The organism is Streptomyces omiyaensis (assembly GCF_014650895.1).
In the GTDB taxonomy this organism is placed as follows: Bacteria; Actinomycetota; Actinomycetes; order Streptomycetales; family Streptomycetaceae; genus Streptomyces; species Streptomyces omiyaensis.
In genome coordinates this window covers 1-25617 of the sequence record NZ_BMVV01000012.1, presented here as the reverse complement: position 1 = coordinate 25617, position 25617 = coordinate 1, and the positions used below count along the sequence as shown (strand labels likewise).

The 25617-nt window shown below is 73.2% G+C and carries 20 protein-coding genes and 1 tRNA gene; 11 read left to right on the top strand and 10 right to left on the bottom strand.

What is annotated here, in order from left to right:
• Positions 1 to 465 precede the first annotated feature (465 nt).
• The 5 genes from IE287_RS20680 (at position 466) to IE287_RS20660 (ending at position 6399) form a co-directional block, all read left to right on the top strand.
• A complete protein-coding gene (locus IE287_RS20680; RefSeq protein ID WP_189850608.1) occupies positions 466 to 1704 on the top strand; it encodes a branched-chain amino acid ABC transporter substrate-binding protein in 1239 nt (412 codons plus the stop codon).
• 128 nt (positions 1705 to 1832) lie between these two features.
• Positions 1833 to 2762 (top strand): branched-chain amino acid ABC transporter permease, encoded by a 930-nt coding sequence (locus IE287_RS20675; protein ID WP_189850607.1) that lies wholly within the window; start codon positions 1833 to 1835, stop codon positions 2760 to 2762.
• Positions 2759 to 4615 (top strand): branched-chain amino acid ABC transporter permease, encoded by a 1857-nt coding sequence (locus IE287_RS20670; protein WP_373307870.1) that lies wholly within the window; start codon positions 2759 to 2761, stop codon positions 4613 to 4615. The genes IE287_RS20675 and IE287_RS20670 overlap by 4 nt, the downstream gene beginning before the upstream one ends.
• Positions 4616 to 4618: 3 nt before the next feature.
• Positions 4619 to 5686 carry an ABC transporter ATP-binding protein gene (locus tag IE287_RS20665; RefSeq protein ID WP_189850606.1) on the top strand — a complete coding sequence of 356 codons (1068 nt, stop codon included), beginning with the start codon at positions 4619 to 4621 and terminating at the stop codon, positions 5684 to 5686.
• Positions 5683 to 6399 carry an ABC transporter ATP-binding protein gene (locus tag IE287_RS20660; protein WP_189850605.1) on the top strand — a complete coding sequence of 239 codons (717 nt, stop codon included), beginning with the start codon at positions 5683 to 5685 and terminating at the stop codon, positions 6397 to 6399. The genes IE287_RS20665 and IE287_RS20660 overlap by 4 nt, the downstream gene beginning before the upstream one ends.
• Before the next feature lie 72 nt (positions 6400 to 6471).
• On the opposite strand, the gene IE287_RS20655 is transcribed toward IE287_RS20660, so the two are convergent.
• Positions 6472 to 7125 carry an ANTAR domain-containing response regulator gene (locus IE287_RS20655; protein WP_189850604.1) on the bottom strand — a complete coding sequence of 218 codons (654 nt, stop codon included), beginning with the start codon at positions 7123 to 7125 and terminating at the stop codon, positions 6472 to 6474.
• Positions 7126 to 7240: 115 nt separating this feature from the next.
• Between IE287_RS20655 and IE287_RS20650 the strand changes: the two genes are divergently transcribed.
• A tRNA-Leu gene (locus tag IE287_RS20650) sits at positions 7241 to 7313 on the top strand.
• Between the two features lie 243 nt (positions 7314 to 7556).
• On the opposite strand, the gene pyk is transcribed toward IE287_RS20650, so the two are convergent.
• Complete coding sequence (pyk, locus tag IE287_RS20645; RefSeq protein WP_189850603.1) at positions 7557 to 8984, bottom strand: pyruvate kinase; 1428 nt, start codon at positions 8982 to 8984, stop codon at positions 7557 to 7559.
• A gap of 147 nt (positions 8985 to 9131) precedes the next feature.
• Positions 9132 to 9779: an SIMPL domain-containing protein gene (locus tag IE287_RS20640; protein WP_189850602.1), complete on the bottom strand. Its 648-nt coding sequence runs from the start codon at positions 9777 to 9779 to the stop codon at positions 9132 to 9134.
• Between the two features lie 182 nt (positions 9780 to 9961).
• Between IE287_RS20640 and IE287_RS20635 the strand changes: the two genes are divergently transcribed.
• A complete protein-coding gene (locus tag IE287_RS20635) occupies positions 9962 to 11758 on the top strand; it encodes a bifunctional metallophosphatase/5'-nucleotidase (protein ID WP_189850601.1) in 1797 nt (598 codons plus the stop codon).
• A gap of 4 nt (positions 11759 to 11762) precedes the next feature.
• Here IE287_RS20635 and IE287_RS20630 read toward each other — a convergent pair whose 3' ends face one another.
• The 6 genes from IE287_RS20630 to IE287_RS20605 form a co-directional block, all read right to left on the bottom strand.
• Positions 11763 to 13175 (bottom strand): lysine N(6)-hydroxylase/L-ornithine N(5)-oxygenase family protein, encoded by a 1413-nt coding sequence (locus IE287_RS20630; RefSeq protein ID WP_189850600.1) that lies wholly within the window; start codon positions 13173 to 13175, stop codon positions 11763 to 11765.
• Positions 13172 to 14548: a pyridoxal phosphate-dependent decarboxylase family protein gene (locus tag IE287_RS20625; protein ID WP_189850599.1), complete on the bottom strand. Its 1377-nt coding sequence runs from the start codon at positions 14546 to 14548 to the stop codon at positions 13172 to 13174. The genes IE287_RS20630 and IE287_RS20625 overlap by 4 nt, the downstream gene beginning before the upstream one ends.
• Positions 14549 to 14684: 136 nt before the next feature.
• Complete coding sequence (gene pepN, locus IE287_RS20620; protein ID WP_189850598.1) at positions 14685 to 17171, bottom strand: aminopeptidase N; 2487 nt, start codon at positions 17169 to 17171, stop codon at positions 14685 to 14687.
• Positions 17172 to 17247: 76 nt separating this feature from the next.
• Entirely contained in the window at positions 17248 to 18237 is a 990-nt protein-coding gene (locus tag IE287_RS20615; protein WP_189850597.1) for an asparaginase, read from the bottom strand.
• On the bottom strand, positions 18237 to 18563 hold the full coding sequence (locus IE287_RS20610; RefSeq protein ID WP_189850596.1) for a chorismate mutase: 327 nt from the start codon (positions 18561 to 18563) through the stop codon (positions 18237 to 18239). The genes IE287_RS20615 and IE287_RS20610 overlap by 1 nt, the downstream gene beginning before the upstream one ends.
• Before the next feature lie 11 nt (positions 18564 to 18574).
• Complete coding sequence (locus IE287_RS20605; protein ID WP_189850595.1) at positions 18575 to 19462, bottom strand: helix-turn-helix transcriptional regulator; 888 nt, start codon at positions 19460 to 19462, stop codon at positions 18575 to 18577.
• A 96-nt stretch (positions 19463 to 19558) separates the two neighbouring features.
• On the opposite strand from IE287_RS20605, the gene IE287_RS20600 reads away from it, so the two are divergent.
• Positions 19559 to 21316: a glycoside hydrolase family 35 protein gene (locus tag IE287_RS20600; RefSeq protein ID WP_189850594.1), complete on the top strand. Its 1758-nt coding sequence runs from the start codon at positions 19559 to 19561 to the stop codon at positions 21314 to 21316.
• A gap of 66 nt (positions 21317 to 21382) precedes the next feature.
• On the opposite strand, the gene IE287_RS20595 is transcribed toward IE287_RS20600, so the two are convergent.
• Entirely contained in the window at positions 21383 to 22165 is a 783-nt protein-coding gene (locus IE287_RS20595) for a S1 family peptidase (protein WP_189850593.1), read from the bottom strand.
• A 209-nt stretch (positions 22166 to 22374) separates the two neighbouring features.
• Here IE287_RS20595 and IE287_RS20590 point away from each other — a divergent pair, with 209 nt between their 5' ends.
• From IE287_RS20590 to IE287_RS20580, 3 genes are read left to right on the top strand one after another with little or no spacing between them, the layout of a single operon-like run.
• The gene (locus tag IE287_RS20590; RefSeq protein ID WP_189850592.1) at positions 22375 to 23280 is read left to right on the top strand and encodes a hypothetical protein; all 906 of its coding nucleotides are present in this window, start codon (positions 22375 to 22377) and stop codon (positions 23278 to 23280) included.
• Between the two features lie 42 nt (positions 23281 to 23322).
• Positions 23323 to 24081, top strand: a complete 759-nt coding sequence (locus IE287_RS20585; RefSeq protein WP_189850591.1) for a methyltransferase domain-containing protein — start codon at positions 23323 to 23325, stop codon at positions 24079 to 24081.
• A gap of 53 nt (positions 24082 to 24134) precedes the next feature.
• Positions 24135 to 25604, top strand: coding sequence for an ankyrin repeat domain-containing protein (locus tag IE287_RS20580; RefSeq protein WP_189850590.1), 1470 nt, complete (start codon positions 24135 to 24137; stop codon positions 25602 to 25604).
• The last annotated feature ends 13 nt before the right edge of the window (positions 25605 to 25617 follow it).

The following is a 25617-nucleotide window of genomic DNA, read 5'->3' as shown; positions in this document are numbered from 1 at the left end:
CGGGCGGCCACGTTTTCGTCACGCTCCGTGAGGGCGCCGGGGAGGCGGGGGCGGGGGTCCGAGGCTTGACATCCGTCCGCTCAGTTCGGGCGCCCTGTCCGATATCCGGAGAGGCGGCGAAGTTCCCCGTCAGTACCAAGATTCCCTCAAGCCCCTTAGCGGAACTGGGCGTTCTCAGCATGTGAACACCATGTTACAGACCGCTACGCCCCGTTTTGCCCGGACCTCTCAGCCCCGCTCGACCCGTCGGCATAACAAGACAGTCACATCCTTCCCTCGCCGCTCCCCGACCCTCCCCACCTGCGCTTAGAGTCACCGCCAGTCACCGCGCCACTGGGTGCGACCTACTGCACGGCCTCGTACCAACACTTCAGTACGACCCGGCACTCACCAACGGCACCTCTTGCTCCGCAGCTCCACGGCACCGCCTCGGCAGAGGGGGCCGCGCCAGGGAAAGGACCCTTCGTGCGAAACCGTTCGTTGCTCATACTCACCACCGCGGTCACCGCGGGAGCACTCACCCTCACCGCCTGCGGTTCGCGCGACGACAAGGGCGACGGCGGCTCCGGCGACGGCGGTGGCGTGACCGTCACCATCGGTCTGGACGCCCCGCTCACCGGTGAGCTCTCCGCGCTCGGCCTCGGCATCAAGAACTCGGCCGACCTCGCCGTCAACACGGCCAACAAGAAGCAGCACGTCAAGGGCGTGACCTTCAAGCTGGTCTCCCTCGACGACCAGGCCCAGCCGTCCGCCGGCCAGCAGAACGCCACCAAGCTGGTCGCCGACAAGACCGTCCTCGGCGTGGTCGGCCCGCTGAACTCCGGCGTCGCCGAGTCGATGCAGAAGGTCTTCGACGACGCCAAGCTGGCGCAGGTCTCCCCGGCCAACACCAACCCGTCGCTGTCCCAGGGCCCGAACTGGGCCTCCGGCGACAAGAAGCGCGGCTACAAGTCGTACTTCCGCACGGCCACCACCGACGCCATCCAGGGCCCCTTCGCGGCGCAGTACGTCTTCAACGACGCCAAGAAGACCAAGGCGTTCATCATCGACGACAAGAAGACCTACGGCGCCGGCCTCGCGGGCACCTTCAAGGGCGAGTGGGAGAAGCTCGGCGGCAAGGTCGTCGGCACCCAGCACATCGACCCCGACACCAAGGACTTCTCCGCGGTCGCCACCCAGGTCAAGAGCTCCGGCGCCGACGTCGTCTACTACGGTGGCGAGTACCCGGCCGCCGGCCCGCTGGCCAAGCAGATCAAGGAGGCCGGCGCCAAGGTCACCGTCGTCGGCGGTGACGCGCTCTTCTCCCCCGAGTACGTCAAGCTGGCGGGTGCCGCCGCGGCCGAGGGCGACATCGCCACCTCCGTCGGCGCCCCGATCGAGACCCTCGCCTCCGCCAAGGAGTTCCTGGCCAACTACAAGGCCGCGAACTACAAGGAGGCCTTCGAGGCCTACGGCGGCTACTCCTACGACTCGACCTGGTCGATCATCGAGGCCGTCAAGAAGGTCGTCGACGGCAACGGCGGCAAGCTCCCCGACGACGCCCGCGCCAAGGTCGTCGAGGCCCTGCAGGGCGTCTCCTTCGAGGGTGTGACCGGCAAGGTCGCCTTCGACGAGTTCGGTGACACCACCAACAAGCAGCTGACCGCCTACCAGGTCAAGGGCGGCGCCTTCGCCCCGGTCAAGTCCGACACCTTCGGCGAGTGACCGAGCACTCCGGCAGCTGAACCCTCAGCTCCACCCCACTCAGCACCACCTTTCACCGCGCGGGGGGCCGCACACAACCGGCACCCCGCGCGGTGTCATATCCGTCGAAAGTCTCGGAGGACAATGCGGTGAACGAACTGCCGCAGCAGCTGGTCAACGGCCTGCTACTGGGATCCATGTACGGGCTGGTCGCCGTCGGCTACACGATGGTCTACGGCATCGTCCAGCTCATCAACTTCGCCCACGGCGAGATCTTCATGACCGGCGGCTTCGGGGCCCTCACGGTCTGGCTCATCCTGCCCGGCGGCACCAGCATGTGGGTCGCCCTGCCCCTCATGATCATCGGTGCCGTGATCGTCGCGACGACCATAGCCGTCGGAGCGGAACGTTTCGCCTATCGTCCGCTGCGTGGCGGACCCAGGCTCGCGCCGCTCATCACGGCCATCGGCCTCTCGCTCGCCCTGCAGTACGCCGTCTGGGTCTGGTACCCGGAGGCCAAGTCCGCCCGGACCTTCCCGCAGATCCCCGGCGGCCCCATCGAGCTGGGCCCGGTCACCATCCAGACCGGTGACGTCTTCCTCGTCATCGCGGCCCCGATCTGCATGGCCTTCCTCGCCTTCTTCGTCATGCGCACCCGGACCGGGCGCGGCATGCAGGCCACGGCGCAGGACCCGGACACCGCGAAGCTCATGGGCGTCAACACCGACCGCATCATCGTGATCGCGTTCGCCCTCGGCGCCATCTTCGCCGCCGTCGGTGCCGTCGCGTACGGCCTCAAGTACGGCGTCGTCGACTACAAGATGGGCTTCCTCCTCGGACTGAAGGCGTTCACCGCCGCCGTCCTCGGTGGCATCGGCAACATCTACGGCGCCATGATCGGCGGCCTCGTCCTCGGTGTCGCCGAGACCATGGCGACCGCCTACGTCGACCAGATCCCCGGTATGGAGCAGCTCGGCGGCCAGTCCTGGGCCAACGTCTGGGCCTTCGTACTCCTCATCGTCGTCCTCCTCGCCAGGCCCCAGGGTCTGCTCGGCGAGCGCGTCGCGGACAGGGCGTGAGCACCATGACCACCATCTCCGAGAACCCCCAGGCACCCGCCGCGGCGGCGCCGGCGAAGACCGCCGACCGCGGTCTGATCGGCCTCCTGCCCGAGCGGACCGCCCGCGCCGTCGTCCTCGCCGGCGCCGCCCTGACGGTCGCGAGCTGCTTCCTCTCCTGGACGTGGACCCCCCGCTTCCCGGGCGACCTGACCGTCTACGGCTACCCGGCCGGACTCCAGCTCCAGGTCCTGGTGACCGGTGTGCTGACCGTCCTCTTCGCACTCTCCTCGTACGGCGTCAAGGGCCTCGGCTGGCTGACGCCGGCCGGTGCCGACGGCGCGATCAAGTTCGGCGCGCTGGCCACCTTCGGCACCGCCTGGTTCACCGTCGCCGCGATCAGCGTCCAGCTCGGCGGCCCGGTCAACCTGGAGCCCGGCGGCGTGGTGCTCGCGGTGGCCACCCTGGTCACCCTGCTCGCCGCCCTGGACCTGCCCTTCAAGCGCCCGGCCGTGCTGCCGGTCGACCCGGAGGACACCCGCTGGGACCAGCACAAGCAGAGCCGGCGCAACCGCTGGACCGCGGTCAAGGCCGCCTTCGCCGCCCCCCACGCGGTGAAGAAGCTCCCGCCGCTGCCGTCCGCCGTCGAGATCCTGATCATCGCGGTCGTCCTCGGCCTGGCGCTCAGCGTCTTCACCTACGGCATCGGCACCGAGTACGACGAGCTGTTCCTCGGCTTCCTGATCACGGCCGGCCTCGGCTTCGCCGCGATCGGCGCCTCCGGTCTCCTCAAGCAGGCCACGCAGCTCACCTCGAAGCACCAGAACCTGTCGATCGCGGGCGCGTTCATCGCCGCGGCGCTGTTCCCCTTCACCCAGACCGACGACCAGTACGCGACGCTCGGCGTCTACATCCTGATCTTCGCCACGGTCGCCCTGGGCCTGAACATCGTCGTCGGCCTCGCCGGTCTGCTCGACCTCGGTTACGTCGCCTTCCTCGGCGTCGGCGCCTACGCGGCGGCCCTCGTCTCGGGCGCCCCGACCTCGCCGTTCGGCGTGCACTTCCCCTTCTGGGCGGCGATCCTGGTCGGCGCCGCGGCCTCGGTGGTCTTCGGCGTCCTGATCGGTGCCCCGACCCTGCGGCTGCGCGGCGACTACCTCGCCATCGTGACGCTCGGCTTCGGTGAGATCTTCCGCATCACGGTGATGAACACCGACGGCACCTCGGGCCCGGACATCACCAACGGCTCCAACGGCATCGCGTCCATCCCGAACCTGAACCTCTTCGGCTTCGACTTCGGGCAGCCGCACACCATCGCCGGCTTCACCATCGGCCGCTTCGCGAACTACTTCTTCCTGATGCTGCTGATCACGGCGGTCGTCGTGCTGGTCTTCCGGCGCTCCGGCGACTCCCGCATCGGCCGTGCCTGGGTCGCGATCCGCGAGGACGAGACCGCCGCGCTCGCGATGGGCATCAACGGCTTCCGCGTGAAGCTGATCGCCTTCGCGCTCGGCGCCGGTCTGGCCGGTCTGGCCGGTACGGTGCAGGCCCACGTCACCTACACGGTGACCCCGGAGCAGTACCTCTTCGCCGGTCCGATCCCGCCCAACTCCGCCTTCCTGCTCGCGGCCGTCGTCCTCGGCGGCATGGGCACGATGAGCGGTCCGCTGGTCGGCGCGGCCCTGCTGTTCCTCATCCCGAACAAGCTCCAGTTCATGGGCGAGTACCAGCTCTTCGCGTTCGGCGTCGCGCTCGTGCTGATCATGCGCTTCCGCCCGGAGGGCATCATCGCGGACAAGCGGCGTCAGCTGGAGTTCCACGAGAACGACGACACGCACGAGCCGGCCGCTACGCCCGCCAAGGCAGGTGCCTGAACCATGACGACGACCACCACCAAGGCCGACGCCACCGCGGAGCCGGCCGCCCGCGAGACCGTGCTCGACGCGCGCGGGGTCACCATGCGCTTCGGCGGTCTGACGGCCGTCCGCGATGTGAACCTCACCGTCAACAGCGGCGAGATCGTCGGTCTGATCGGCCCCAACGGCGCCGGCAAGACCACCTTCTTCAACTGCCTGACGGGTCTGTACGTGCCCACCGAGGGCGAGGTCCGCTACAAGGGCCAGGTCCTGCCGCCGAAGTCCTTCAAGGTCACCGCGGCCGGCATCGCCCGTACCTTCCAGAACATCCGTCTCTTCAACAACATGACGGTCCTGGAGAACGTGCTCGTCGGCCGGCACACCCGCACCAAGGAGGGCCTCTGGTCCGCCCTGCTGCGCGGTCCGGGCTTCAAGCGGGCCGAGGCGGCCTCCGAGAAGCGCGCGATGGAGCTCCTGGAGTTCATCGGCCTGGCGGACAAGGCACAGCACCTCGCCAAGAACCTGCCGTACGGCGAGCAGCGCAAGCTGGAGATCGCCCGTGCGCTGGCGAGCGACCCCGGCCTGATCCTGCTCGACGAGCCGACGGCGGGCATGAACCCGCAGGAGACCCGGGCGGCCGAGGAACTCATCTTCGCCATCCGGGACATGGGCATCGCCGTGCTCGTCATCGAGCACGACATGCGCTTCATCTTCAACCTGTGCGACCGGGTGGCCGTGCTCGTGCAGGGCCAGAAGCTGATCGAGGGCGACAGCCAGACCGTCCAGAGCGACGAGCGGGTCATCGCCGCGTACCTCGGCGAGCCGATCGACGAGACCCCGAAGGCCGCGGCGCCCGCCGAGGACGCCGCTCCGGCGGCCGGGGACACGACGGAGGACGCGGCCGAGACCGAGGCCGACGCCGACGCTCCGGCGGAGGACGAGGCCCCGGCGGACGACGCTCCGGCGGAGGAGGGGACCCCGGCGGACGACGCTCCGGCCGAGGACGCCTCCGACGCGGACGACGACACCCCGGCGGACGCGGCGGACGCCGCGAAGGACGCCGCTCCGGGCAAGGAGAACGACGCATGACCGCACTGCTCGAAGTCGAGGACCTGCGCGTCGCCTACGGAAAGATCGAGGCCGTCAAGGGCATCTCCTTCTCCGTGGAGGCGGGCGAGGTCGTCACCCTCATCGGCACCAACGGCGCCGGGAAGACCACCACCCTGCGGACCCTCTCCGGGCTCCTCAAGCCGGTCGGCGGGCAGATCAAGTTCGAGGGCAAGTCCCTCCGCAAGATCCCCGCGCACAAGATCGTCTCGCTGGGCCTGGCGCACTCCCCCGAGGGCCGGCACATCTTCCCGCGCATGACCATCGAGGAGAACCTGCTCCTCGGCGCCTTCCTCCGGAAGGACAGCGCCGGGATCGCCAAGGACGTGCAGCGCGCCTACGACCTCTTCCCGATCCTGGGCGAGCGTCGCAAGCAGGCGGCCGGCACGCTCTCCGGCGGTGAGCAGCAGATGCTCGCCATGGGCCGGGCGCTCATGTCCCAGCCCAAGCTGCTCATGCTCGACGAGCCCTCCATGGGTCTGTCGCCGATCATGATGCAGAAGATCATGGCGACCATCTCCGAGCTGAAGGCCCAGGGCACCACGATCCTGCTCGTCGAGCAGAACGCCCAGGCCGCGCTGGCGCTCGCGGACCACGGTCACGTAATGGAGATCGGCAAGATCGTGCTCTCGGGCACGGGCGGCGACCTCCTGCACGACGAGTCCGTCCGCAAGGCGTACCTCGGCGAGGACTGACACCCCCGCGCGCACGAAGAGGCCCGCCCCGCATCGCGCGGGGCGGGCCTCCTCGTCGTCCGGGGGCCGGTGTCACTGCCCCTTCGCGGCCTTCTTCTCCTCGGCGTCCTCGATGACGGCCTCGGCGACCTGCTGCATGGACATGCGACGGTCCATGGAGGTCTTCTGGATCCAGCGGAAGGCGGCCGGCTCGGAGAGGCCGTACTGGGTCTGGAGGACCGACTTGGCGCGGTCGACCAGCTTGCGGGTCTCCAGGCGCTGGGTGAGGTCGGCGACCTCCTGCTCCAGGGCGCGCAGCTCGGCGAAGCGGGAGACGGCCATCTCGATGGCCGGCACGACGTCGCTCTTGCTGAAGGGCTTGACCAGGTAGGCCATGGCACCGGCGTCACGGGCGCGCTCGACGAGGTCGCGCTGGGAGAAGGCGGTGAGCATGAGGACCGGGGCGATGGACTCTCCGGCGATCTTCTCGGCGGCGGAGATGCCGTCGAGGACGGGCATCTTGACGTCCAGGATGACCAGGTCGGGGCGGTGCTCACGGGCCAGCTCGACGGCGGTGGCACCGTCGCCCGCCTCTCCGACGACCGTGTAGCCCTCCTCCTCCAGCATCTCCTTGAGATCGAGGCGGATGAGGGCCTCGTCCTCGGCGATGACGACGCGGGTGGTCAGCGGCGGGACGTGGGACGCGGCGGCGTCGTCGGCGGGCTGGGGCGACTCGGGGGCAGTCACGCGGGCTCCTCGTTCGATGGCCTCGTTCCGAGGCGGATACAGCTCCCCAAGAGCCTACCCACCTCCTGTAAGGTAGGGGCACGGCGGGTGATCATCGGCCTTTGTTTCAAAGGAAGCCCCGGTAGCCCAGCGGTAGAGGCAGTGGTCTCAAACACCATCCAGCGTGGGTTCGAATCCCACCCGGGGCACATTACCTTTGATTCCTAGGAATGAGACTCCTCGGGCGTTCCGGTCGGGAATCGCCCGGGGCCGCGACACCGTCCGCGACGGGGCGGCGAGGAGCTCCCGGGAGCCCCCACGATCCCGCTCCCCGCGGCGGGTGCCGGGCGGAAGCCGCGGCCGGCCGGACGGGAACGCGAGAACCCCGCCACCGAAGGCCTGATGGCAGGGTTCCTCCCGGCGCGCCCCCCGCGTGCGCGAGGCGCCCGGGGCTAGGAGAGCGGGTCTCCGATGTGGTGGACCCGGACCAGGTTGGTCGAGCCCGAGACGCCGGGCGGAGAGCCTGCCGTGATCACCACGACGTCCCCCTTCGCGCAGCGCCCGATCCGCAGCAGCTCCTCGTCGACCTGGGCGACCATCGCGTCCGTGGAGTCCACGTGCGGACCGAGGAAGGTCTCGACGCCCCAGGTCAGATTGAGCTGCGAGCGGGTCGCCGGGTCCGGGGTGAAGGCCAGCAGCGGGATCGGCGAGCGGTAGCGGGAGAGCCGCCGCACGGTGTCGCCGGACTGGGTGAAGGCGACCAGGAACTTCGCACCGAGGAAGTCGCCCATCTCGGCGGCGGCGCGGGCCACCGCACCGCCCTGGGTGCGCGGCTTGTTCCGCTCGGTCAGCGGCGGCAGGCCCTTGGCGAGGACGTCCTCCTCGGCGGCCTCGACGATCCGGCTCATGGTGCGCACCGTCTCGATCGGGTGGCGGCCGACGCTGGTCTCGCCGGAGAGCATCACCGCGTCGGTGCCGTCGATGACCGCGTTGGCCACGTCGGAGGCCTCGGCGCGGGTGGGCCGGGAGTTCTCGATCATCGAGTCGAGCATCTGGGTGGCGACGATCACCGGCTTGGCGTTCCGCTTCGCCAGCTTGACCGCGCGCTTCTGGACGATCGGCACCTGCTCCAGCGGCATCTCGACGCCGAGGTCGCCGCGGGCGACCATGATGCCGTCGAAGGCGGCGACGATCTCCTCGATGTTCTCGACCGCCTGCGGCTTCTCGATCTTGGCGATGACCGGGAGCCGGCGGCCCTCCTCGTCCATGATCCGGTGGACGTCCTCGATGTCCCGGGCGGAGCGGACGAAGGAGAGGGCGATGACGTCGGCGCCGATCCGCAGCGCCCAGCGGAGGTCCTCGACGTCCTTCTCGGAGAGCGCGGGGACCGAGACGGCGACGCCCGGCAGGTTGAGCCCCTTGTGGTCGGAGACCATGCCGCCCTCGACCACCCGGGTGTTGACCCGGGGGCCCTCGACGGAGGTGACCTCCAGGGTGACCCGGCCGTCGTCGACGAGAATCCGCTCACCTGCGGTGACGTCCGCGGCGAGGCCGGAGTAGGTGGTGCCGCAGCAGTGGCGGTCGCCCTCCGTCTGCTCGACGGAGATGGCGAAGGCGTCGCCGCGTTCAAGGAGTACCGGACCCTCGCGGAAGCGGCCGAGCCGGATCTTCGGGCCTTGAAGGTCGGCGAGGACGCCGACGCTGCGGCCGGTCTCGTCGGCCGCCTTCCGGACCCGCCGGTAACGCTCCTCGTGCTCGGCGTAGGTGCCGTGACTGAGGTTGAAGCGGGCCACGTCCATCCCGGCCTCGATCAACGCCTTGATCTGGTCGTATGTTTCGGTGGCGGGCCCAAGGGTACAAACGATTTTCGCTCGGCGCATGAGGCGAGCCTAGGGCCTTACCCATCAGTAGCCGGTGGGTACGGCATGACCACTCAACAACCTTTCCGTGAAACGTTGTTGACAAGACTTGAATCTGTGCGCCGGAGTGCTCCGATGAGCATGTTTCGCGCCCCCGGACCCTTCGTCTCAGAGTGCGGGCGGCAGCATCGTGAACCGCGCCACGACCTCGGCGGTGACCGTCCGCCGCTGCGGTTCGAGGTCGAGCGAGAGCGCCGCACCCCCCTCCTCCGACGCGTAGCCGGCCATCACCGGCGCGAAGCCGCCGCCCCTCGGCATGCCCGGCTCCGGCAGCCCCGCGTCCGACAGTTCGAGGAGTGAGCCCAGCGAGGTGCCCAGCGCCTCCGCGTAGGCCCGGGCCCGCCGCACGGCCTCCGCCACCGCGAGCCGGCGCGCCTGCGCGTACGCCTCGGAGTCCGGGCGCAGCTCCCACCACGGCCCGTCCACCTCCGTCCGGTCCCGGTCCGCGAGCTCCGGCACCAGCTCGCCGAGGACCGTGAAGTCGGTCAGCTCCGCGTCGATCCCCACCCGCCCCCGGTAGGCCCGCACCTGCTCGCCCCTCCCCCGGCGCGGCTGCTCCGGGGCGATCGAGAAGCTGCCCGTCTCCACCCTGCCCACCGCCGGTCCGCGCGCCCTGAGCAGCTCCAGCACCTCGGCGTTGCGACGGGTCAGCTCCGCGAGCACGGCGGCCCGGTCGGCGCCCCGGGCGGAGACGGTGAGCCGGATCCGGGCCAGCTCCGGGTCGACCTCCAGGCGGCCCTCTCCACGGACCGTCACCTGCGGCGCCTGGGGGGGTGGGGTGGGCGTGCGTCACGGCGGGCTCCTCCGGACCGGGGATCGGTGGCATACGAACACTTTCCCACTCCGTAACCCGAAAGGGCTGTTGCGGCAGTGGCGTCTGAGCCAGAATCTACGCGCGTTGTGCACCCGAAGCAGCGCCACGGAACAAGGAGAGACACATGCCGCTGAACCGCCGGACCTTCCTGGAGAGCTCCGCCGTCATCGGAGCCGGAGCCGCCCTCGCCGCCGGGGCCGCCTCCCCCGCCGCGGCCCACGGGCGCGGCCCCAGGCCGGCCAAGCGGTACTCCTTCACCGTCATGGGCACCACCGACCTGCACGGCAACGTCCTCAACTGGGACTACTTCACGGACAAGGAGTTCGACGACAAGGCCCACAACGACGTCGGCCTCGCCAAGATCTCCACCCTGGTGAACCAGGTCCGCGCGGCGAAGGGCCGCCGCAACACCCTCCTCATCGACGCCGGCGACACCATCCAGGGCACCCAGCTCTCGTACTACTACGCCAAGGTCGACCCCATCACCCGCAAGGGCGGCCCGGTCCACCCGATGGCCCAGGCCATGAACGCCATCGGCTACGACGCCGCCGCGCTCGGCAACCACGAGTTCAACTACGGCATCCCGGTGCTGCGGAAGTTCGAGGAGCAGTGCGACTTCCCGCTGCTCGGCGCCAACGCGCTCGACGCGAAGACCCTGCGCCCGGCCTTCCCGCCGTACAGCCTCCACCGGCTGCGCACCCCGCACGGCAAGGACGTCAGGGTCGCGGTCCTCGGTCTGACCAACCCCGGCATCGCCATCTGGGACAAGGCCAACGTCAGCGGGAAGATGGTCTTCCCCGGCCTGGAGGAGCAGGCCGCGAAGTGGGTGCCGAAGCTGCGCTCCATGGGTGCCGACGTGGTGATCGTCTCCGCCCACTCCGGCTCCAGCGGCACCTCCTCGTACGGCGACCAGCTCCCGCACGTCGAGAACGCGGCCGGACTCGTCGCCGAGCAGGTCCCCGGCATCGACGCGATCCTCGTCGGGCACGCCCACACCGAGATCCCCGAGTACCGGATCGCCCACAAGGAGACCGGCAAGGAGGTCGTCCTCTCCGAGCCGCTGAAGTGGGGCCAGCGCCTCACCCTCTTCGACTTCGACCTCGTGTGGGAGAAGGGCCGCTGGACGGTGGAGAAGGTCGCCGCCCAGGTCCTCAACTCCAACACCGTCGAGGAGGACCCGAAGATCACCGGGCTCCTCGCCGACGAGCACAGGAAGGTCGTCGCGTACGTCAACACGGTCATCGGCACCTCCACCGCCGCCATGACCACGGCCGACGCGCCGTGGAAGGACGAGCCGATCATCGACCTGATCAACGTCGTCCAGACCGAGACCGTGAAGGCCGCGCTGGCCGGCGGCGCGCACGCCGCCCTGCCCGTGCTCTCGCAGGCGTCCTGCTTCTCCCGGACCGCCCGCATCCCGGCCGGCGAGATCACCATCAAGGACGCCGCCGGGCTCTACCCCTTCGAGAACACCCTGGAGGCCCGCCTGATGACGGGCGCCCAGCTGAAGGAGTACCTGGAGTACTCGGCGAAGTACTACGTCCTGACCCCGGCGGGCGCCCCCGTCGACACCGCGAGGCTCACCAACGCGGACAACACCCCGGACTACAACTACGACGCCGTCTCCGGGCTCACCTACGAGATCGACATCGCGAAGCCGGCCGGACAGCGGATCACCGGCCTGTCCTTCGAGGGCAGGCCCCTCGACCCGGCCGCGAAGTTCGTCCTCGCCGTCAACAACTACCGCGCCAGCGGCGGCGGCGCCTTCCCGCACGTCGCCGGGGCCGAGCAGCTGTGGGCGAACTCGGACGAGATCCGCAACACGATCATCCAGTGGGTGCAGGCCAAGGGGACGGTCGACCCGGGGCTGTTCGCGTCCGTGGACTGGAAGCTGACCCGGGACGGCACCCCGGTCTTCTAGTCGCTCAGTGCTCCACGAGGGGCGTCAGCTTCCGTCCCTGGGACGGGATGCCCGGCGCCTCTCGCGCGTCCAGGCCGAAGCGGGTGAAGGCGGTCCGGCGCGGCAGCGGGTACGGCTCCTTCCCCGTCACCGCGTTGAGGATGACCGCGCTGCGCCAGGCGGCGAGCCCCAGGTCGGGGGCGCCCACGCCGTGGGTGTGCCGCTCGGCGTTCTGCACGTAGACCGCGCCGGTGACCGACGGGTCGAGGACCAGCCGGTACCGCTCGTCGATCCGCGCCCGGCCCGCCGCGTCGTGCCGCAGGTACGGGTCCAGACCGGCCAGCATCCGGTCGACCGGGCGCTCCCGGTAGCCGGTGGCGAGGACGACCGCGTCGGTGGTGAGCCGGGAGCGGGTGGCCTGCTGGACGTGCTCCAGGTGCAGCTCGACCTGGGTGGTGGCGACCCGGCCCGCCGTGCGGACCCGGACGCCGGGGGTGAGGACGGCGTCGGGCCAGCCGCCGTGCAGGCTGCGGCGGTAGAGCTCGTCGTGGATGGCGGCGAGGGTGTCCACGTCGATGCCCTTGTGCAACTGCCACTGGCGGGGCAGCAGTTCGCCCCGGACCTGCTCGGGCAGGGCGTGGAAGTAGCGGGTGTAGTCGGGGGTGAACTGCTCCAGGCCGAGCTTCGAGTACTCCATGGGCGCGAAGGCCTCGGTGCGGGAGAGCCAGCTGATCCGCTCGGCGCCGGCCGGGCGGCCCCGGAGCAGGTCGAGGAAGACCTCGGCTCCGGACTGGCCGGAGCCGATGACGGTGACGTGCCCGGCGGCGAGCAGCGACTCCCGGTGGGCGAGGTAGTCGGCGGAGTGGACCACCGGCACGCCGGGGGCGTCGGCGAGCGGGCGCAGCGGCTCGGGGACGTACGGTTCGGTCCCGACGCCCAGGACCACGTTCCGGGTGTAGGCGCGGCCGAGGGCGGCGGCCTCGCCGTCCTGGTCGAGCTGGGTGAAGTCGACCTCGAAGAGGCGCCGTTCGGGGTTCCAGCGGACCGAGTCGACCTGGTGGCCGAAGTGCAGGCCGGGGAGGCGCTCGCTGACCCAGCGGCAGTAGGCGTCGTACTCGGCGCGCTGGATGTGGAACTTCTCGGCGAAGTAGAAGGGGAAGAGCCGCTCGCGGGACTTCAGGTAGCCGAGGAAGGACCAGGGGCTGGCCGGATCGGCGAGGGTCACCAGGTCGGCGAGGAAGGGGACCTGGAGGGTGGCGCCCTCGATGAGGAGGCCCGGGTGCCAGTGGAAGGCGGGGCGCTGCTCGAAGAAGGTGGCGGCGAGCCCGCCGGGGACGCCGTCGGCGAGGGCGGCGAGCGAGAGGTTGAACGGGCCGATGCCGACGCCCACCAGATCGTGCGGGCGGTCGAGGTCCTGCTGAGGGGTGCTGCCGGTCATCGGTCGCTGCTGCCTTCCACGAGGGTGATGAGCTGGGCCAGGTCGTCGGGGGTGGTGTGCGGGTTGAGCAGGGTGGCCTTGAGCCAGAGCCGGCCGTCCGCCTCGGCGCGGCCGAGGACGGCCCGCCCGTCGGCGAGGAGCGCGCGCCGGATCCCGGCCACCCGGGCGTCCTCGGCGCCGGCGGGGCGGAAGAGGACGGTGGTGAGGACGGGCCGGGCCCTCAGCTCCAGGCCGGGGGCCTTCTCCACCAGGTCGGCCAGGTCCTGGGCGCGCTCCAGACAGAGGTCCACCAGGGCGCCGAGCCCGGTGCGGCCGAGGGCGCGCAGGGTGACGGCGGCCTTGAGGACGTCGGGGCGGCGGGTGGTGCGCGGGGAGCGGCCGAGGAGGTCGGGGAGGCCTGCCTCGGTGTCGTCGCCGGCGTTGAGGTAGTCGGCGGTGTGGGCGAGGGCGGCGAGGTCGCCCGCCTCGCGGACGGCGAGGAGTCCGGCGGCGACCGGCTGCCAGCCGAGCTTGTGCAGGTCGAGGGTGACCGTGCGGGCCCGGTCCAGGCCCGCGAGGAGGTGGCGGTGGGCGCTGCCGAGGAGGAGCGGGCCGCCGTAGGCCGCGTCGACGTGGAGGTCGGCGCCGTGCGCGGCGCAGGCGTCGGCGAGCTGCGGCAGCGGGTCGATCAGGCCCTCGTCGGTGGTGCCGGCGGTGGCGGAGAGGAGGACGGGCCCGTCCGTGCCGGCGAGGGTCCGGGCCGCGGCCTCCGGATCGAGGACGCCGCTCGGGGTGGGGACGGCGACCGGCTCGGGGAGGCCGAGGAGCCAGGCGGCGCGGCGCAGCGAGTGGTGGGCGTTGGCGCCGGTGACGACGGTGAGGCCGGGGCCGTGCCGCTCCCGGGCGAGGAGCAGGGCGAGCTGGTTGGACTCGGTGCCGCCGGTGGTGACGAGGGCGTCGGGCCGGCCGGCCGCCGGGAAGACCTCGCCGGCGAGGGCGGCGGTGACCTCGGCCTCCAGGGCGGAGGCGGCCGGGGCCTGGTCCCAGGAGTCCATCGACGGGTTGAGCGCGGCGGCGGCCAGGTCGGCGGCGGCGGCGACGGCCAGCGGTGGGGTGTGCAGGTGGGCGGCGCAGAGGGGGTGGGCGGGGTCGGCGGCGCCGGCGGCGACGAGGTGCACCAGGGTGCGCAGGGCCTCGTCCTGTCCGGTGCCGGTCTCGGGGAGGACGGCTCCGAGGACGGAGCGGACCCGGGCCGTGACCGCCTCGGGGCCCCCGGCCGGCAGCGGGCCGCCGCGCTCCTCCGCGCCGGTGCGCAGGGCGTCCAGGGCGATCCCGAGGAGGCGGCTGAGCGGAGTGGGCCGGGCGGCGAGGGGTGGCGGGGGTGCGGCACGCATGGACGACAGCGTGCCGCGAGCGGGTGCGCCCTGTCCGGCGACCGCGGTGACATGACCCGAACGAGGGACGCCGGCTTGCGGAGGGGCGCGCCGAGGGGCCCGGCGCGACCTGGCGCGCCGGGCCCCTCGGACGGGATCAGGCCTCGCGGACGCGCAGGGCCCGGGCGAGGTCGTCGAGCTGGTCGACGAGCTTGCGGCGGAGGGCCGGGATCATGGTGCCGTCGGCGATCCGGCGCTCGCCGAGGGCGAGGGAGGCGGCGTCGACCGCGTCGCGGGGGAAGGCGTCCCGGCCGGCGGCCCCGGCCATCGCCGGGCCGCGGCGGTCGCCGAGGGCGACGGCCGCGTCGTAGAAGCGCTCCACGTACTCCTGGACCAGCTCGGCCTGCTCGGGCTGCCAGAAGCCGAGGGCGGTGGCGGTGAACAGGTAGTTCGACAGGTCGTCGGAGTCGAACATCGCGGCCCAGGCGGCCGCCTTGGCCTCCGGGTCCGGGAGCGAGGCCCGGCAGCGGGCCGCGCCCTCCTGGCCGGTGGCGCTGGGGTCGCGCTCCAGTTCGGCGGCGAGGTCGGCCTCGCCGACGGCGCCGAGGACGGAGAGCCGGGCGAGGATCCGCCAGCGGAGCTCCGGGTCGAGCTCGGGGCCGCCGTGGACGGTGCCCTCGTCGAGCCAGGTGGCGATCTGGTCGGGGGTGGTGGCGCTGTCGACGAGGGTGCGGACGGCGGTGAGGCGCAGGCCGGGCTCCTCGCCGTCCTCGGTGCGGCGGAGCAGGGCGCGGGCGATCTCGCGGAGGGTGGCGAGGGCGGCGGGGCGGTGCTCGGCGGGGACGTACCGGTCGGCGAGCTGGGTGCGGGCGAAGGCCAGGACGCCCTGGACGATGCCGAGTTCGGTCTCCTCGGGGAGGTGGGCGCGGGCGGTCTCCAGGTAGGCGGCGGGCTCCAGCGCGCCGTCGCGGACCATGTCCCGCAGGCTGTTCCAGACGACGGCGCGGGTGAGCGGGTCGGGGATGCGGGAGAGGCCGCGGAGGGCGGCCTCCTCGGAGACCTCGTCGAAGCGGAGCTTGGCGTAGGTGAGGTCGCCGTCGTTGAGGACGACGAGGGCGGGGCGGGGGCCGGTGAGGCGGGCGGGCTCCTGCTGCGGCACGTCGAGGAGGACGCGCTCGCGCAGGACGAGTTCGCCGTCGGGGCGGCGGTCGTAGAGGCCGGCCCGGATGCGGTGGGGACGGCTGCCCTCGCGGTCGACGGCGAGGTCCCAGCGGTTGCCCTCGCCGGTGAGGCGGGGGGTGAGGGTGTCGACGCCGGTGGTGCGGAGCCACTGCTCGGCCCAGGCGTGGACGTCGCGGTCGGTGGCGGCGGCGAGGTTGTCGATGAAGTCGGCGAGGGTGGCGTTGCCGAAGCGGTGGCGCTTGAAGTGGATGTTGATGCCGGCGAGGAAGTCCTGCTCGCCGAGCCAGGCGACGAGCTGGCGCAGGGCGGAGGCGCCCTTGGCGTAGGAGATGCCGTCGAAGTTGAGGAGGGCGGAGGCGGTGTCGGGGACGGCCTCCGGGTCCGGGGCGACGGGATGGGTGGAGGGGCGCTGGTCGGCGTCGTACCCCCAGGACTTGCGGGCGACGGCGAAGTCGGTCCAGGGGTCGGCGAAGAGGTCGGAGCAGGCCTCGGCGACGGTCTGGTAGCCCATGTACTCGGCGAAGGACTCGTTCAGCCAGATGTCGTCCCACCAGCGGAGGGTGACGAGGTCGCCGAACCACATGTGGGCCATCTCGTGGGCGATGACCATGGCGCGGGTCATCCGCTCGGTGGCGGTGACGGCGGAGCGGTAGACGAACTCGTCGCGGAAGGTGACGAGGCCGGGGTTCTCCATGGCGCCGGCGTTGAACTCGGGGACGAACGCCTGGTCGTAGGAGTCGAAGGGGTAGGGCTCGTCGAACTTCTCGTGGTAGCGGTCGTAGCAGGCCTTGGTGACGGCGATGATCTCGTCGGCGTCGGCGTCGAGGTGGGGCGCGAGGGAGCGGCGGCAGTGGATGCCGAAGGGCAGTCCGGCGTGCTCGGTGCGGACCGAGTGCCAGGGGCCGGCCGCGACGCAGACGAGGTAGGTGGAGATCGGCGGGGTGGCGGCGGCGGTCCAGCGGCCGTCCTCCCGGCGCTCGGTGATGCCGTTGGAGAGGACGGTCCAGCCCTCGGGGGCGGTGACGGAGACCTCGAAGACGGCCTTGAGGTCGGGCTGGTCGAAGGCGGCGAAGACGCGCTGGACGTCCTCCATGAAGAGCTGGGTGTAGGTGTAGGACTCGCCGTCGGTGGGGTCGAGGAAGCGGTGCATGCCCTCGCCGGTGCGCGAGTAGCGCATGGTGGCGGTGAGGGTCAGCTCGTGCTCGCCCTCGGTGAGGGTGAGCGGGAACCGGTTCTCGGCGAGGGCGGCGGGGTCGAGGGACTCGCCGTCGAGGGTGACGGAGTGCAGGGTGTCCGGCTTGACTTCGACGAAGGTGTCCCCGGCGGCGCGGGCGGTGAAGCGGACGCGGCTGGTGGACCCGAAGGTCTCGTCGCCGTCGGTGAGGTCGAGGTCCACCGTGTACCGGTGGACGTCGAGCAGCTGGGCACGGGTCTGCGCTTCGTCGCGCGTCAATACGGACATGGGCCCTATGCTGCCCGATCGTCCGGTCGGCGGGCAGGGGTGGTGCCCCGCGGGCCGTCCGGGGAGCCCCGGGGGGTCAGGCGAGGCCGGTGCCGTCGAGGTGGGCGAAGGCGGCGGTGATCCGGGGCCGGTCGTAGCCCGCGGGTCCGGCGGCGCCGCTGGAGACGAGGGCGGCGAGCAGCAGCCGGGCCTTGGCGGGGTCGAGCGGGCCGGCCGGGATCAGGCCGTGGTGGAGGAGGTCGTGCTCGGAGCCGGGGCCGCGGTAGGTGTCGCTGAGGCCGGTGCCCGCTCCGGTGCGGGAGGCGAGGACGACCGGGATGCGGCGGGCGGTCTCGGCGAGGGGGCCGACGAGCCAGGAGGGGGCGTGGCCGGCGCCGAAGGCGGCGACGACGAGGCCCTGGAAGCGGTCGTCGACGGCGGAGAGGAGTTCGCCGCGGTCGCCGAGGCTCAGGGTGAGCAGGGCGATCCGGACCCCGGGGTCGTAGGAGAGCCGGCAGGGGGCGCTGGGCACGGCGGGGCGGAGGAGGATCCGCGGGGTGCCCTCGACGACGGTGCCGAGGGGGCCGGCGCCGGGCGAGGCGAAGGTGGCGACCGAGGTGGTGTGGGTCTTGCGGGCGTGCCGGGCGGCGTGGATCTCGTCGGCGAGGACGACGAGGACGCCGAGGCCGCGGCAGGCGGGGTCGGCGGCGACGGCGAGCGCGGCGGCGAGGTTGGCGGGGCCGTCGGCGCCGGGCAGGTCGGCGCGGCGCATGGCGCCGGTGACGGCGATCGGGGCGCGCTCGGTGGGGCAGAGCAGGTCGAGGAGGAAGGCGGTCTCCTCCAGGGTGTCGGTGCCCTGGACGACGACGGCGCCGGAGCCGGCGTCGACGGCCGCGTTCACCTCCCGGGCGAGGGCGGCGAGGTCCTCGGGGGCGAGGGAGGAGGAGGGGAGCCGGCGGAAGTCGCGGAGTTCGACGTCCTCGGGGGCGCCGAGGGAGGCGAGGACCTCGGGGCCGGTCATGCGGGCCGCGTCACCGCCTCGCGCGGAGATGGTCCCTCCGAGGGTGAAGACCGTGACGCGGGCCATCAGCGTGCTCCGTCCGCGATCGTCTCGTGGTGGCGGATGACCTCGGCGATGATGAAGTTGAGGAGCTTCTCCGCGAAGGCCGGGTCCAGTTTGGCGCTCTCGGCGAGTTCGCGCAGCCGGGCGATCTGGCGGGACTCGCGGGCCGGGTCGGCGGGCGGCAGCTGGTGCTCGGCCTTGAGGACGCCGACCTGCTGGGTGCACTTGAAGCGTTCGGCGAGCATGTGGACGACAGCGGCGTCGATGTTGTCGATCGACTCGCGCAGCCGGGTGAGCTCGGCGCGGACGGCGGGATCGATGTCGCTGGAGTCGTTCCTGGTGTCGCTCATGGTCAGCGAGCCTATCCGGAGTCCCCGGTGAGGGTCGGCGGGTGTTCGGGATCCGGAACGCGGTCGCTCCAGCCGCCGTGGACGGCGCGGCCCTGCTGCTCGCGGAAGCGGACGGGGGCGAGTCCGACCCTTCGGGTGAAGAGCCGGGAGAAGTAGGCGGGGTCGTCGTAGCCGACGCGGCGGGCGACGGCGGCGACCGGCAGCTCGGTGGCGGCGAGGAGTTCCTTGGCGCGGCCGAGGCGGACGGTGAGCAGGTAGTCCTTGGGGCTGCACCCGGCGGCGCGGCGGACGGCCGTGCGCAGCTCGGCGGCGGTCATGCCGTGCCGGGCGGCGTGCTCGGCGACGGAGAGCGGCCGGAAGGCGTCGCGGGCGAGGCCGGTGAGGACGGGGTCGCCCTCGGCGTCGGTGTCGGCGCGGGCGCGGCGCAGGGCGACGAGGAGTTCGTGGACGGCGGCGGCGGTCTCGACCTCCAGGAGGGGGTTGCCGGGGCGGGCGGCGCGGGCGATGCGGGCGACGGCGGCGCGGGCGGGGGCGGCGTCGGAGAGGGGGACGACGGGCCGGTCGGGTTCGATGTAGCCGAGCTCGGTGTAGGTGGCGGCGGCGGGGCCGGTGAAGTCGACGAAGGACTCGTCCCAGCCGGTGGCGGGGTCGGCGCCGTAGTGGTGCGGGACGCCGGGGGTGAGCCAGAGGAGGGCGGGGGCGGTGACGGGGGTGCGGCGGCCGTCGGCGGAGCGGTACCAGCCGCCGCCGGCGGAGACGACGACGGCGACGTGGTGGTCGAGGGTGCGGGGGCCGACGACGGGGAGGCGGCCGTGCTGGAGTCCGACGCCGAGGCAGACGAGGCCGAGGCGGTGGTGGACCGGTCCGGGCGTGAAGTAGCGCATCCAGGTGTGGTACATCCGCGAGCCCCGCCTCTTCGCGCCTTCTTCTAACGTCCAAACTGCGACGATCTTTGTCCATGGACCGGCCCGCCGCCAGGGGGCGAGGGTGGGGCCATGAGCACGTTCGCTGTGGGTGACGAGGACTTTCTGCTCGACGGACGGCCGGTGCGGCTGCTGTCCGGGGCGCTGCACTACTTCCGGGTCCACGAGGGGCACTGGGGGCACCGGCTCGGGATGCTGCGGGCGATGGGCCTGGACTGCGTCGAGACGTACGTGCCGTGGAACCTGCACGAGCCGGAGCCGGGCCGGTACGCGGATCCGGAGGCGCTGGGCCGCTTCCTGGACGCGGTGGCGGCGGCCGGGATGCGGGCGCTGGTGCGCCCGGGGCCGTACATCTGCGCCGAGTGGGAGAACGGCGGGCTGCCGCACTGGCTGACCGGGCCGCTGGGCCGGCGGGTGCGGACCCGGGACCCGGAGTTCCTGGAGCGGGTGGAGGCGTGGTTCCGCCGGCTGCTGCCGCAGGTGGTGGCGCGGCAGGTGCACCGGGGCGGCCCGGTGGTGATGGTCCAGGTGGAGAACGAGTACGGGAGTTACGGGAGTGACGCCCGCTATCTGGAGTGGCTGGCGGGGCTGTTGCGGGAGTGCGGGGTGACGGTGCCCCTCTTCACCTCGGACGGGCCCGAGGACCACATGCTGACGGGCGGCTCGGTGCCGGGGGTGCTGGCGACGGCGAACTTCGGCTCGGGTGCGCGGGAGGGCTTCGCGACGCTGCGCCGGCACCGCCCGTCGGGGCCGCTGATGTGCATGGAGTTCTGGTGCGGCTGGTTCGACCACTGGGGCACGGAGCACGCGGTGCGGGAGGCGGCGGACGCGGCGGACGCGCTGCGGGAGGTCCTGGAGTGCGGGGCCTCGGTGAACGTCTACATGGCGCACGGGGGCTCGAACTTCGGCGGCTGGGCGGGCGCGAACCGCTCCGGGGACCTGCACGACGGGCGGCTGCTGCCGACGGTGACCTCGTACGACTACGACGCACCGGTGGACGAGTGGGGCCGGCCGACGGAGAAGTTCCACCGCTTCCGGGAGGTGCTGGCGCCGTACGCGGCGGGACCGCTGCCCGGGGTGCCGGAGCCGCCGGCCCGGCTCGCGGCGCCGGTGCGGGCGGGCTTCGCGGGGTGGGCGCCGCTCGGCGCGGTGCTGGAGGAACTGGGCGGGGCCGAGGTCGAGGCGGGGGCGCCGCCGTCCTTCGAGGAGCTGGGCGTGGACCGGGGGCTGGTGCGCTACCGGTTCCTGGTGCCGGGGCCGCGGCAGCCGTATCCGCTGGCGGTGCGGGGGCTGCGGGACCGGGCGCAGGTGTGGGTGGACGGCGTCTTCGCCGGGGTGCTCGCGGAGGAGGGGGCGGTGCTGCCGGAACCGGTGGCGGGTCCGGCCGTGGTGGAGCTGTGGGTGGAGTCGCTGGGGCGGGTGAACTACGGGCCGCGGCTGGCCGAGCCGAAGGGGATCACCGGCGGGCTGCTGCACGAGCGGCAGTACGTGCACGGGGTGCGGGCCCGGGGGCTGCGCCTGGACGCCTTCACGCCGGAGGCGGTGGGGCGGGTGCCGCTGCGGGAGGCGGCGGAGAGGTCCGGCGGGCGGGGCCTGTACCGGGCCTCGGTGGAGGTCGCGGGCGCCGGGGACGCGGAGCTGCGGCTGCCGGGCGCGGGCCGGGGCTTCGTCTGGGTGAACGGTTTCTGCCTGGGCCGGTACTGGCCGGCGGCGGGGCCTCAGGAGGGGCTGTTCGTACCGGGACCGGTCCTGCGCGAGGGCGCGAACGAGGTGTGGGTGCTGGAGCTGGAGCCGGCGGGCGACGGCCCCGGGGCGGTGGAGCTGGGCTGAGGGACCGGCCGCACGCGGAGGGGCCCCGGGGCGCTGTGCCGCCCCGGGGCCCGGTCCGGGAGAGGGTTACAGCGTGGCCGCGGCCGACTTGATCGCGGCGGCGAAGGTCGAGACCTCCGTGTAGACGCCGGGGTAGCCGGCCCGCGCGCAGCCCTCGCCCCAGCTCACGATGCCGACCTGGATCCAGGCGCCGGCGTTGTCCTTGCGGAACATGGGGCCGCCGGAGTCGCCCTGGCAGGTGTCGACCCCGCCCTGGCTGTAGCCGGCGCAGATCTCCTCGGACGGGACGAGGTCGCTGCCGTAGGAGGCCTGGCAGGAGGCGTCCGAGACGAAGGGGACGTTGGCCTTGAGGAGGTAGCGCTGCTGGGAGCCGCCCTCGCGGGCCGCGCCCCAGCCGGCCACGGTGAAGGTGCCGCTGTTGTAGGCGGTGGTCTCGGCGATCTTCAGGTTGGGCAGCGAGGTGATGGGGCTGGCGAGCTTGATGAGCGCCCAGTCCTTGCCCTTGCCGTTGTAGCCGGGGGCCTGGAGGACCTTGGTGGAGCGGACCTTGATGGCGCTGGAGGACTGGAGGTCGACGACGCCGGCGGTGGCGGTGATGGAGGTGTTGTTGCCGGAGCCGCTCACGCAGTGGGCGGCGGTGAGGACGACCTGCGGGCTGATCAGGGAGCCGCCGCAGCCCATGGAGAGCCGGACCATCCAGGGGAACTCGCCCTGCGCGGCGCGGGTGCCGCCGACGACGGGGTTGGGGGCCGCGGTCGCGGAGGAGACGGGCTGGAGGCTGAGGGCGGCCAGGGCGACGGCACCGGCGGCGGCGAGTTTCTGCAGGGTGCGGACGAGTCGGTTCTGCACGGTCTGCCTTCTCTCGTGTGGGGGGTTGGCGCATGGGGGGTGCGGCCCCGACGGCGGGTCGCGCAGGCGGTGCCGGACCGGAGTCAGGCATGACATGCGCCCGTCAAGGCATGTCCGGATTATGGACAGCTCCCAACTGCCGCCACAAGGAAGCCTTTTCGGCCAGACATCGCGTACCGGTCGTACAGTAGACCGGGAGGGGAGCGCGCATGACGGACCGCCGCGCGGCCGACCGGGTCGGCCGGGACGCCCACGGGGTGGAGCACGGCTTCCCCCACCGCGAGGACGTACGGGCCTCGCTCACCGCGCTCTACCGGCGCGTCGGCCCCGCCGGCGTCGCCCGCTACCCGGTCAGCGTCGCCGCCTCCGACGTGGCCCTCGGCGCCGGCGAGGACCCCCTGCTCGGCGCCACCCGGGTCGCCGGTGTCCTGGTGCGCCACCTGCGCCTGCCGGAGGCCCCGGCGGTGGTGACCTTCCGGACGATGGAGCACGCCGCGACCGTCGAGCCCGGTGCCGGACCCGAGTACGCCGTCGAGCTCAACGAGCGCTTCCGGGCCCGCCCGAGGGACATCGGCGCGGCCCTCGCCCACGAGCTCACCCACGTCCTGCTGCACCGGCTCGGCCTCGGCTTCCCCGGCACCGCGCGCAACGAGATCCTCACCGACGTCGTGACCTCGTACCTCGGCGCGGGCTGGCTGCTTCTCGACGCCTTCCGGCAGGACGGCGCCGAGAGCCAGAAGCTCGGCTACCTGACGCCGGAGGAGTTCGGCTGGGTCCTCGCCCAGCGCGCCGAACTCTTCGGCGAGGACCCCTCGCCGTGGTTCACCAGCGCCGTCGCGTACGAGGCGTGGCGGCGCGGCCGGGCCGAGGCCGAGCGGGAGCGGCGGCTCCCCCCGCTCGCCGGGGCGGGCTGGACGCACCGGCGCCGCTACGCTCACGAGCGGCGCCTGGGCCGGGCCGCGCCCGGCGCCCCGTACGCCTTCGACGGCGGCGCCCCGGCGGCCGGGGTCGCCTTCCCCTGCCCCGTCTGCCGCCAGCGGCTGCGCGTCCCGGCCGGGCGGACCCTGCGGGCCCGCTGCCGGCTGTGCGGGACGGTCCTCGACTGCGCCGGGTGAAAATCCCGTGCCTCCCCCGCCCCCGGCCGGGACAATACGGACATGACACGGAGTTTCGAGGAACTGGTGGCGGAGGCCGAGGCCGCGCCGATGGAGGGCTGGGACTTCTCCTGGCTCGACGGACGGGCCACCGAGGAGCGCCCCTCCTGGGGCTATCAGCGCCTGCTGGGCGAGCGGCTGGGCCGGGCCGCGGCCGCACTGGACGTCCAGACCGGCGGCGGCGAGGTGCTGGCCGGCGCCGGGAAGCTGCCGCCGCTGACCGCGGCCACCGAGTCCTGGCCGCCGAACGTGGCGAAGGCCGCCCGGCTGCTGCACCCGCTCGGCGCGGTCGTCGTCCACGACGAGGACGAGCCGCCGCTGCCCTTCGGCGACGCCGCCTTCGACCTGGTGGTCAGCCGCCATCCGGTGACCGTGTGGTGGGCCGAGGTCGCCCGGGTGCTGCGCCCCGGCGGCACCTACCTCTCCCAGCAGGTCGGCCCGGCCAGCGTCTTCGAGCTGGTCGAGTACTTCCTCGGACCGCTGCCGGAGGAGGTCCGCCGCGCCCGCCACCCCGAGGACGCGCGGCGGGACGCCGAGGCGGCCGGCCTGGAGGTGGTGGACCTGCGGGCGGAGTCCCTGCGGACCGAGTTCCGGGACGTGGGCGCGGTCGTCTGGTTCCTGCGGAAGGTGATCTGGATGGTGCCGGGCTTCACGGTGGAGGCGTACCGGGACCGGCTGCGGGAGCTGCACGAACGGATCGGGCGTGAAGGCCCGTTCACCGCGACGACCACCCGCTTCCTCATCGAGGCGCGCAAGCCCTGAGCCCGGCGAGGGACGATTTGCGCGAGGACCCGGCGGCGGGTCAGGGTCGGTGCATGAGCACGCTGTTCGAGGCCATCGGGGACGGGGACGAGGACGCGGTCGTCCGCGCGCTGCGGGCGGGAGCCGATCCCGAGGCCGCCGCCGACGGGGAGACCGCCCTCTACCGGGCGGCGGTCGCCGACGAGCCGGGGATCGTGCGGCTGCTGCTCGCCGCCGGGGCCGACCCCGCCCGGCCGAGCGGCCCGGACGGCGGCGACCTCCCGCTGTGCGGGGCGGCCTGCGGCGGACACGCCGGGACCGTGCGGGCCCTGCTCGCCGCGGGCGCGCCGCCCGACCAGGAGGAGGAGTTCGGCTTCACCGCGCTCGCCTGGGCGGTCCGGCTCGGCCACGCGGAGACCGTCCGGGTCCTGCTCGACCACGGCGCCGACCCCGACCGCCCCGGGCCCGACGCGCTCCCCCCGCTCACCGCGGCCGCCCGGCGCGGCTCCACCGCCTGCGTGCGGGCGCTGCTCGACCACGGCGCGGGGGGCGCGGTGCCGGCGCTGCGGGAGGCCCGGCGGTGGATCGGCGTGGACATGGCGGCCGAGCTGCGGCGCGGCCTGGTCGCGGGGAACGACAGCGGGGAGACGTACGAGGCGGCGGTCCGTCGGGTCCGGGAGGACGGCGGGGTGACCGTCGTCGTCGAGCTGCTGCGGGAGGACGGCCGGCCCGGACGCGGCGACGAGCGCCAGACCGGGCACGCGGCCGTCGCGACCCTGCTGGAGGCGGCGCTCGGCCGGCGCACCCCGCACGAGGAGCTGGCCGCGCGGGCGCTGCGCCGGGGCGACCCGGAGCTCGACGACTGGACGACGGCGGTGGCCGAACTCGCCGGGCGGGCCGACGAGGAGACCTTCGCGGCGGCGGCGGCCTGGTGCGCCTACCGCGACCCGCTGCGGCGGGCGCTCGGCGCGCGGGTCCTGGGCGCCCTGCCGGGGTTCGCGGAGAGCGCCGTGCCGGTGCTGCGGCGGCTGGCGGCCGAGGTGACGGGGCCGGCGCGCGAACCGGTCCTCTCCGTCGTGACGGCGCTCGGGGCGTGCGCGGACCCCTCGGCGGTGCCGGAGCTGCTGGACGCCGCGGCCCACCCGGACCCGGAGGTGCGGCGGGCGGCTGCGGGCGCGCTGGCCGGACTGGTGCCGGCCGGGGACGTGGACGCCCTGGGGGTGCTGCTCGGGCTGAGCCGGGACGGGGACCCGCGGGTGCGGGACTGGGCGGTGCTGGCCCTCGCCGAACTGCCGGACGACACGCCGCTGGTGCGGGAGGCGCTGGCGGAGCGGCTCGCCGACCCCGACCCGGAGACGGCGGCGGAGGCGGCTCGGGGGCTCGCGATCCGCCGGGACCCCCGCGCGGTGGACGCGCTGGCGGCGGTCCTCGCGGACGGCGACCCGGACGGCGCCCCCCGCGAGACGGCCCTGGCCGCCCTGGAGTTCGTGACGGACACCCGCGTCAGGACCCGCCTGGAGTGGATCCCGCCCCGCCGCCGCTGACGCGGGGGGGGGG

Excerpts from the sequence above, each read along its gene's own strand:
- pepN (WP_189850598.1), bottom strand. The coding sequence starts at position 17,171 with ATGTCCGTATTGACGCGCGACGAAGCGCAGACCCGTGCCCAGCTGCTC.
- IE287_RS20580 (WP_189850590.1), top strand. The coding sequence starts at position 24,135 with ATGAGCACGCTGTTCGAGGCCATCGGGGACGGGGACGAGGACGCGGTC.
- IE287_RS20615 (WP_189850597.1), bottom strand. The coding sequence starts at position 18,237 with ATGGCCCGCGTCACGGTCTTCACCCTCGGAGGGACCATCTCCGCGCGA.
- IE287_RS20625 (WP_189850599.1), bottom strand. The coding sequence starts at position 14,548 with ATGCGTGCCGCACCCCCGCCACCCCTCGCCGCCCGGCCCACTCCGCTC.
- pyk (WP_189850603.1), bottom strand. The coding sequence starts at position 8,984 with ATGCGCCGAGCGAAAATCGTTTGTACCCTTGGGCCCGCCACCGAAACA.
- IE287_RS20605 (WP_189850595.1), bottom strand. The coding sequence starts at position 19,462 with ATGTACCACACCTGGATGCGCTACTTCACGCCCGGACCGGTCCACCAC.
- IE287_RS20630 (WP_189850600.1), bottom strand. The coding sequence starts at position 13,175 with ATGACCGGCAGCACCCCTCAGCAGGACCTCGACCGCCCGCACGATCTG.
- IE287_RS20610 (WP_189850596.1), bottom strand. The coding sequence starts at position 18,563 with ATGAGCGACACCAGGAACGACTCCAGCGACATCGATCCCGCCGTCCGC.
- IE287_RS20590 (WP_189850592.1), top strand. The coding sequence starts at position 22,375 with ATGACGGACCGCCGCGCGGCCGACCGGGTCGGCCGGGACGCCCACGGG.
- IE287_RS20585 (WP_189850591.1), top strand. The coding sequence starts at position 23,323 with ATGACACGGAGTTTCGAGGAACTGGTGGCGGAGGCCGAGGCCGCGCCG.
- IE287_RS20600 (WP_189850594.1), top strand. The coding sequence starts at position 19,559 with ATGAGCACGTTCGCTGTGGGTGACGAGGACTTTCTGCTCGACGGACGG.
- IE287_RS20665 (WP_189850606.1), top strand. The coding sequence starts at position 4,619 with ATGACGACGACCACCACCAAGGCCGACGCCACCGCGGAGCCGGCCGCC.
- IE287_RS20635 (WP_189850601.1), top strand. The coding sequence starts at position 9,962 with ATGCCGCTGAACCGCCGGACCTTCCTGGAGAGCTCCGCCGTCATCGGA.
- IE287_RS20660 (WP_189850605.1), top strand. The coding sequence starts at position 5,683 with ATGACCGCACTGCTCGAAGTCGAGGACCTGCGCGTCGCCTACGGAAAG.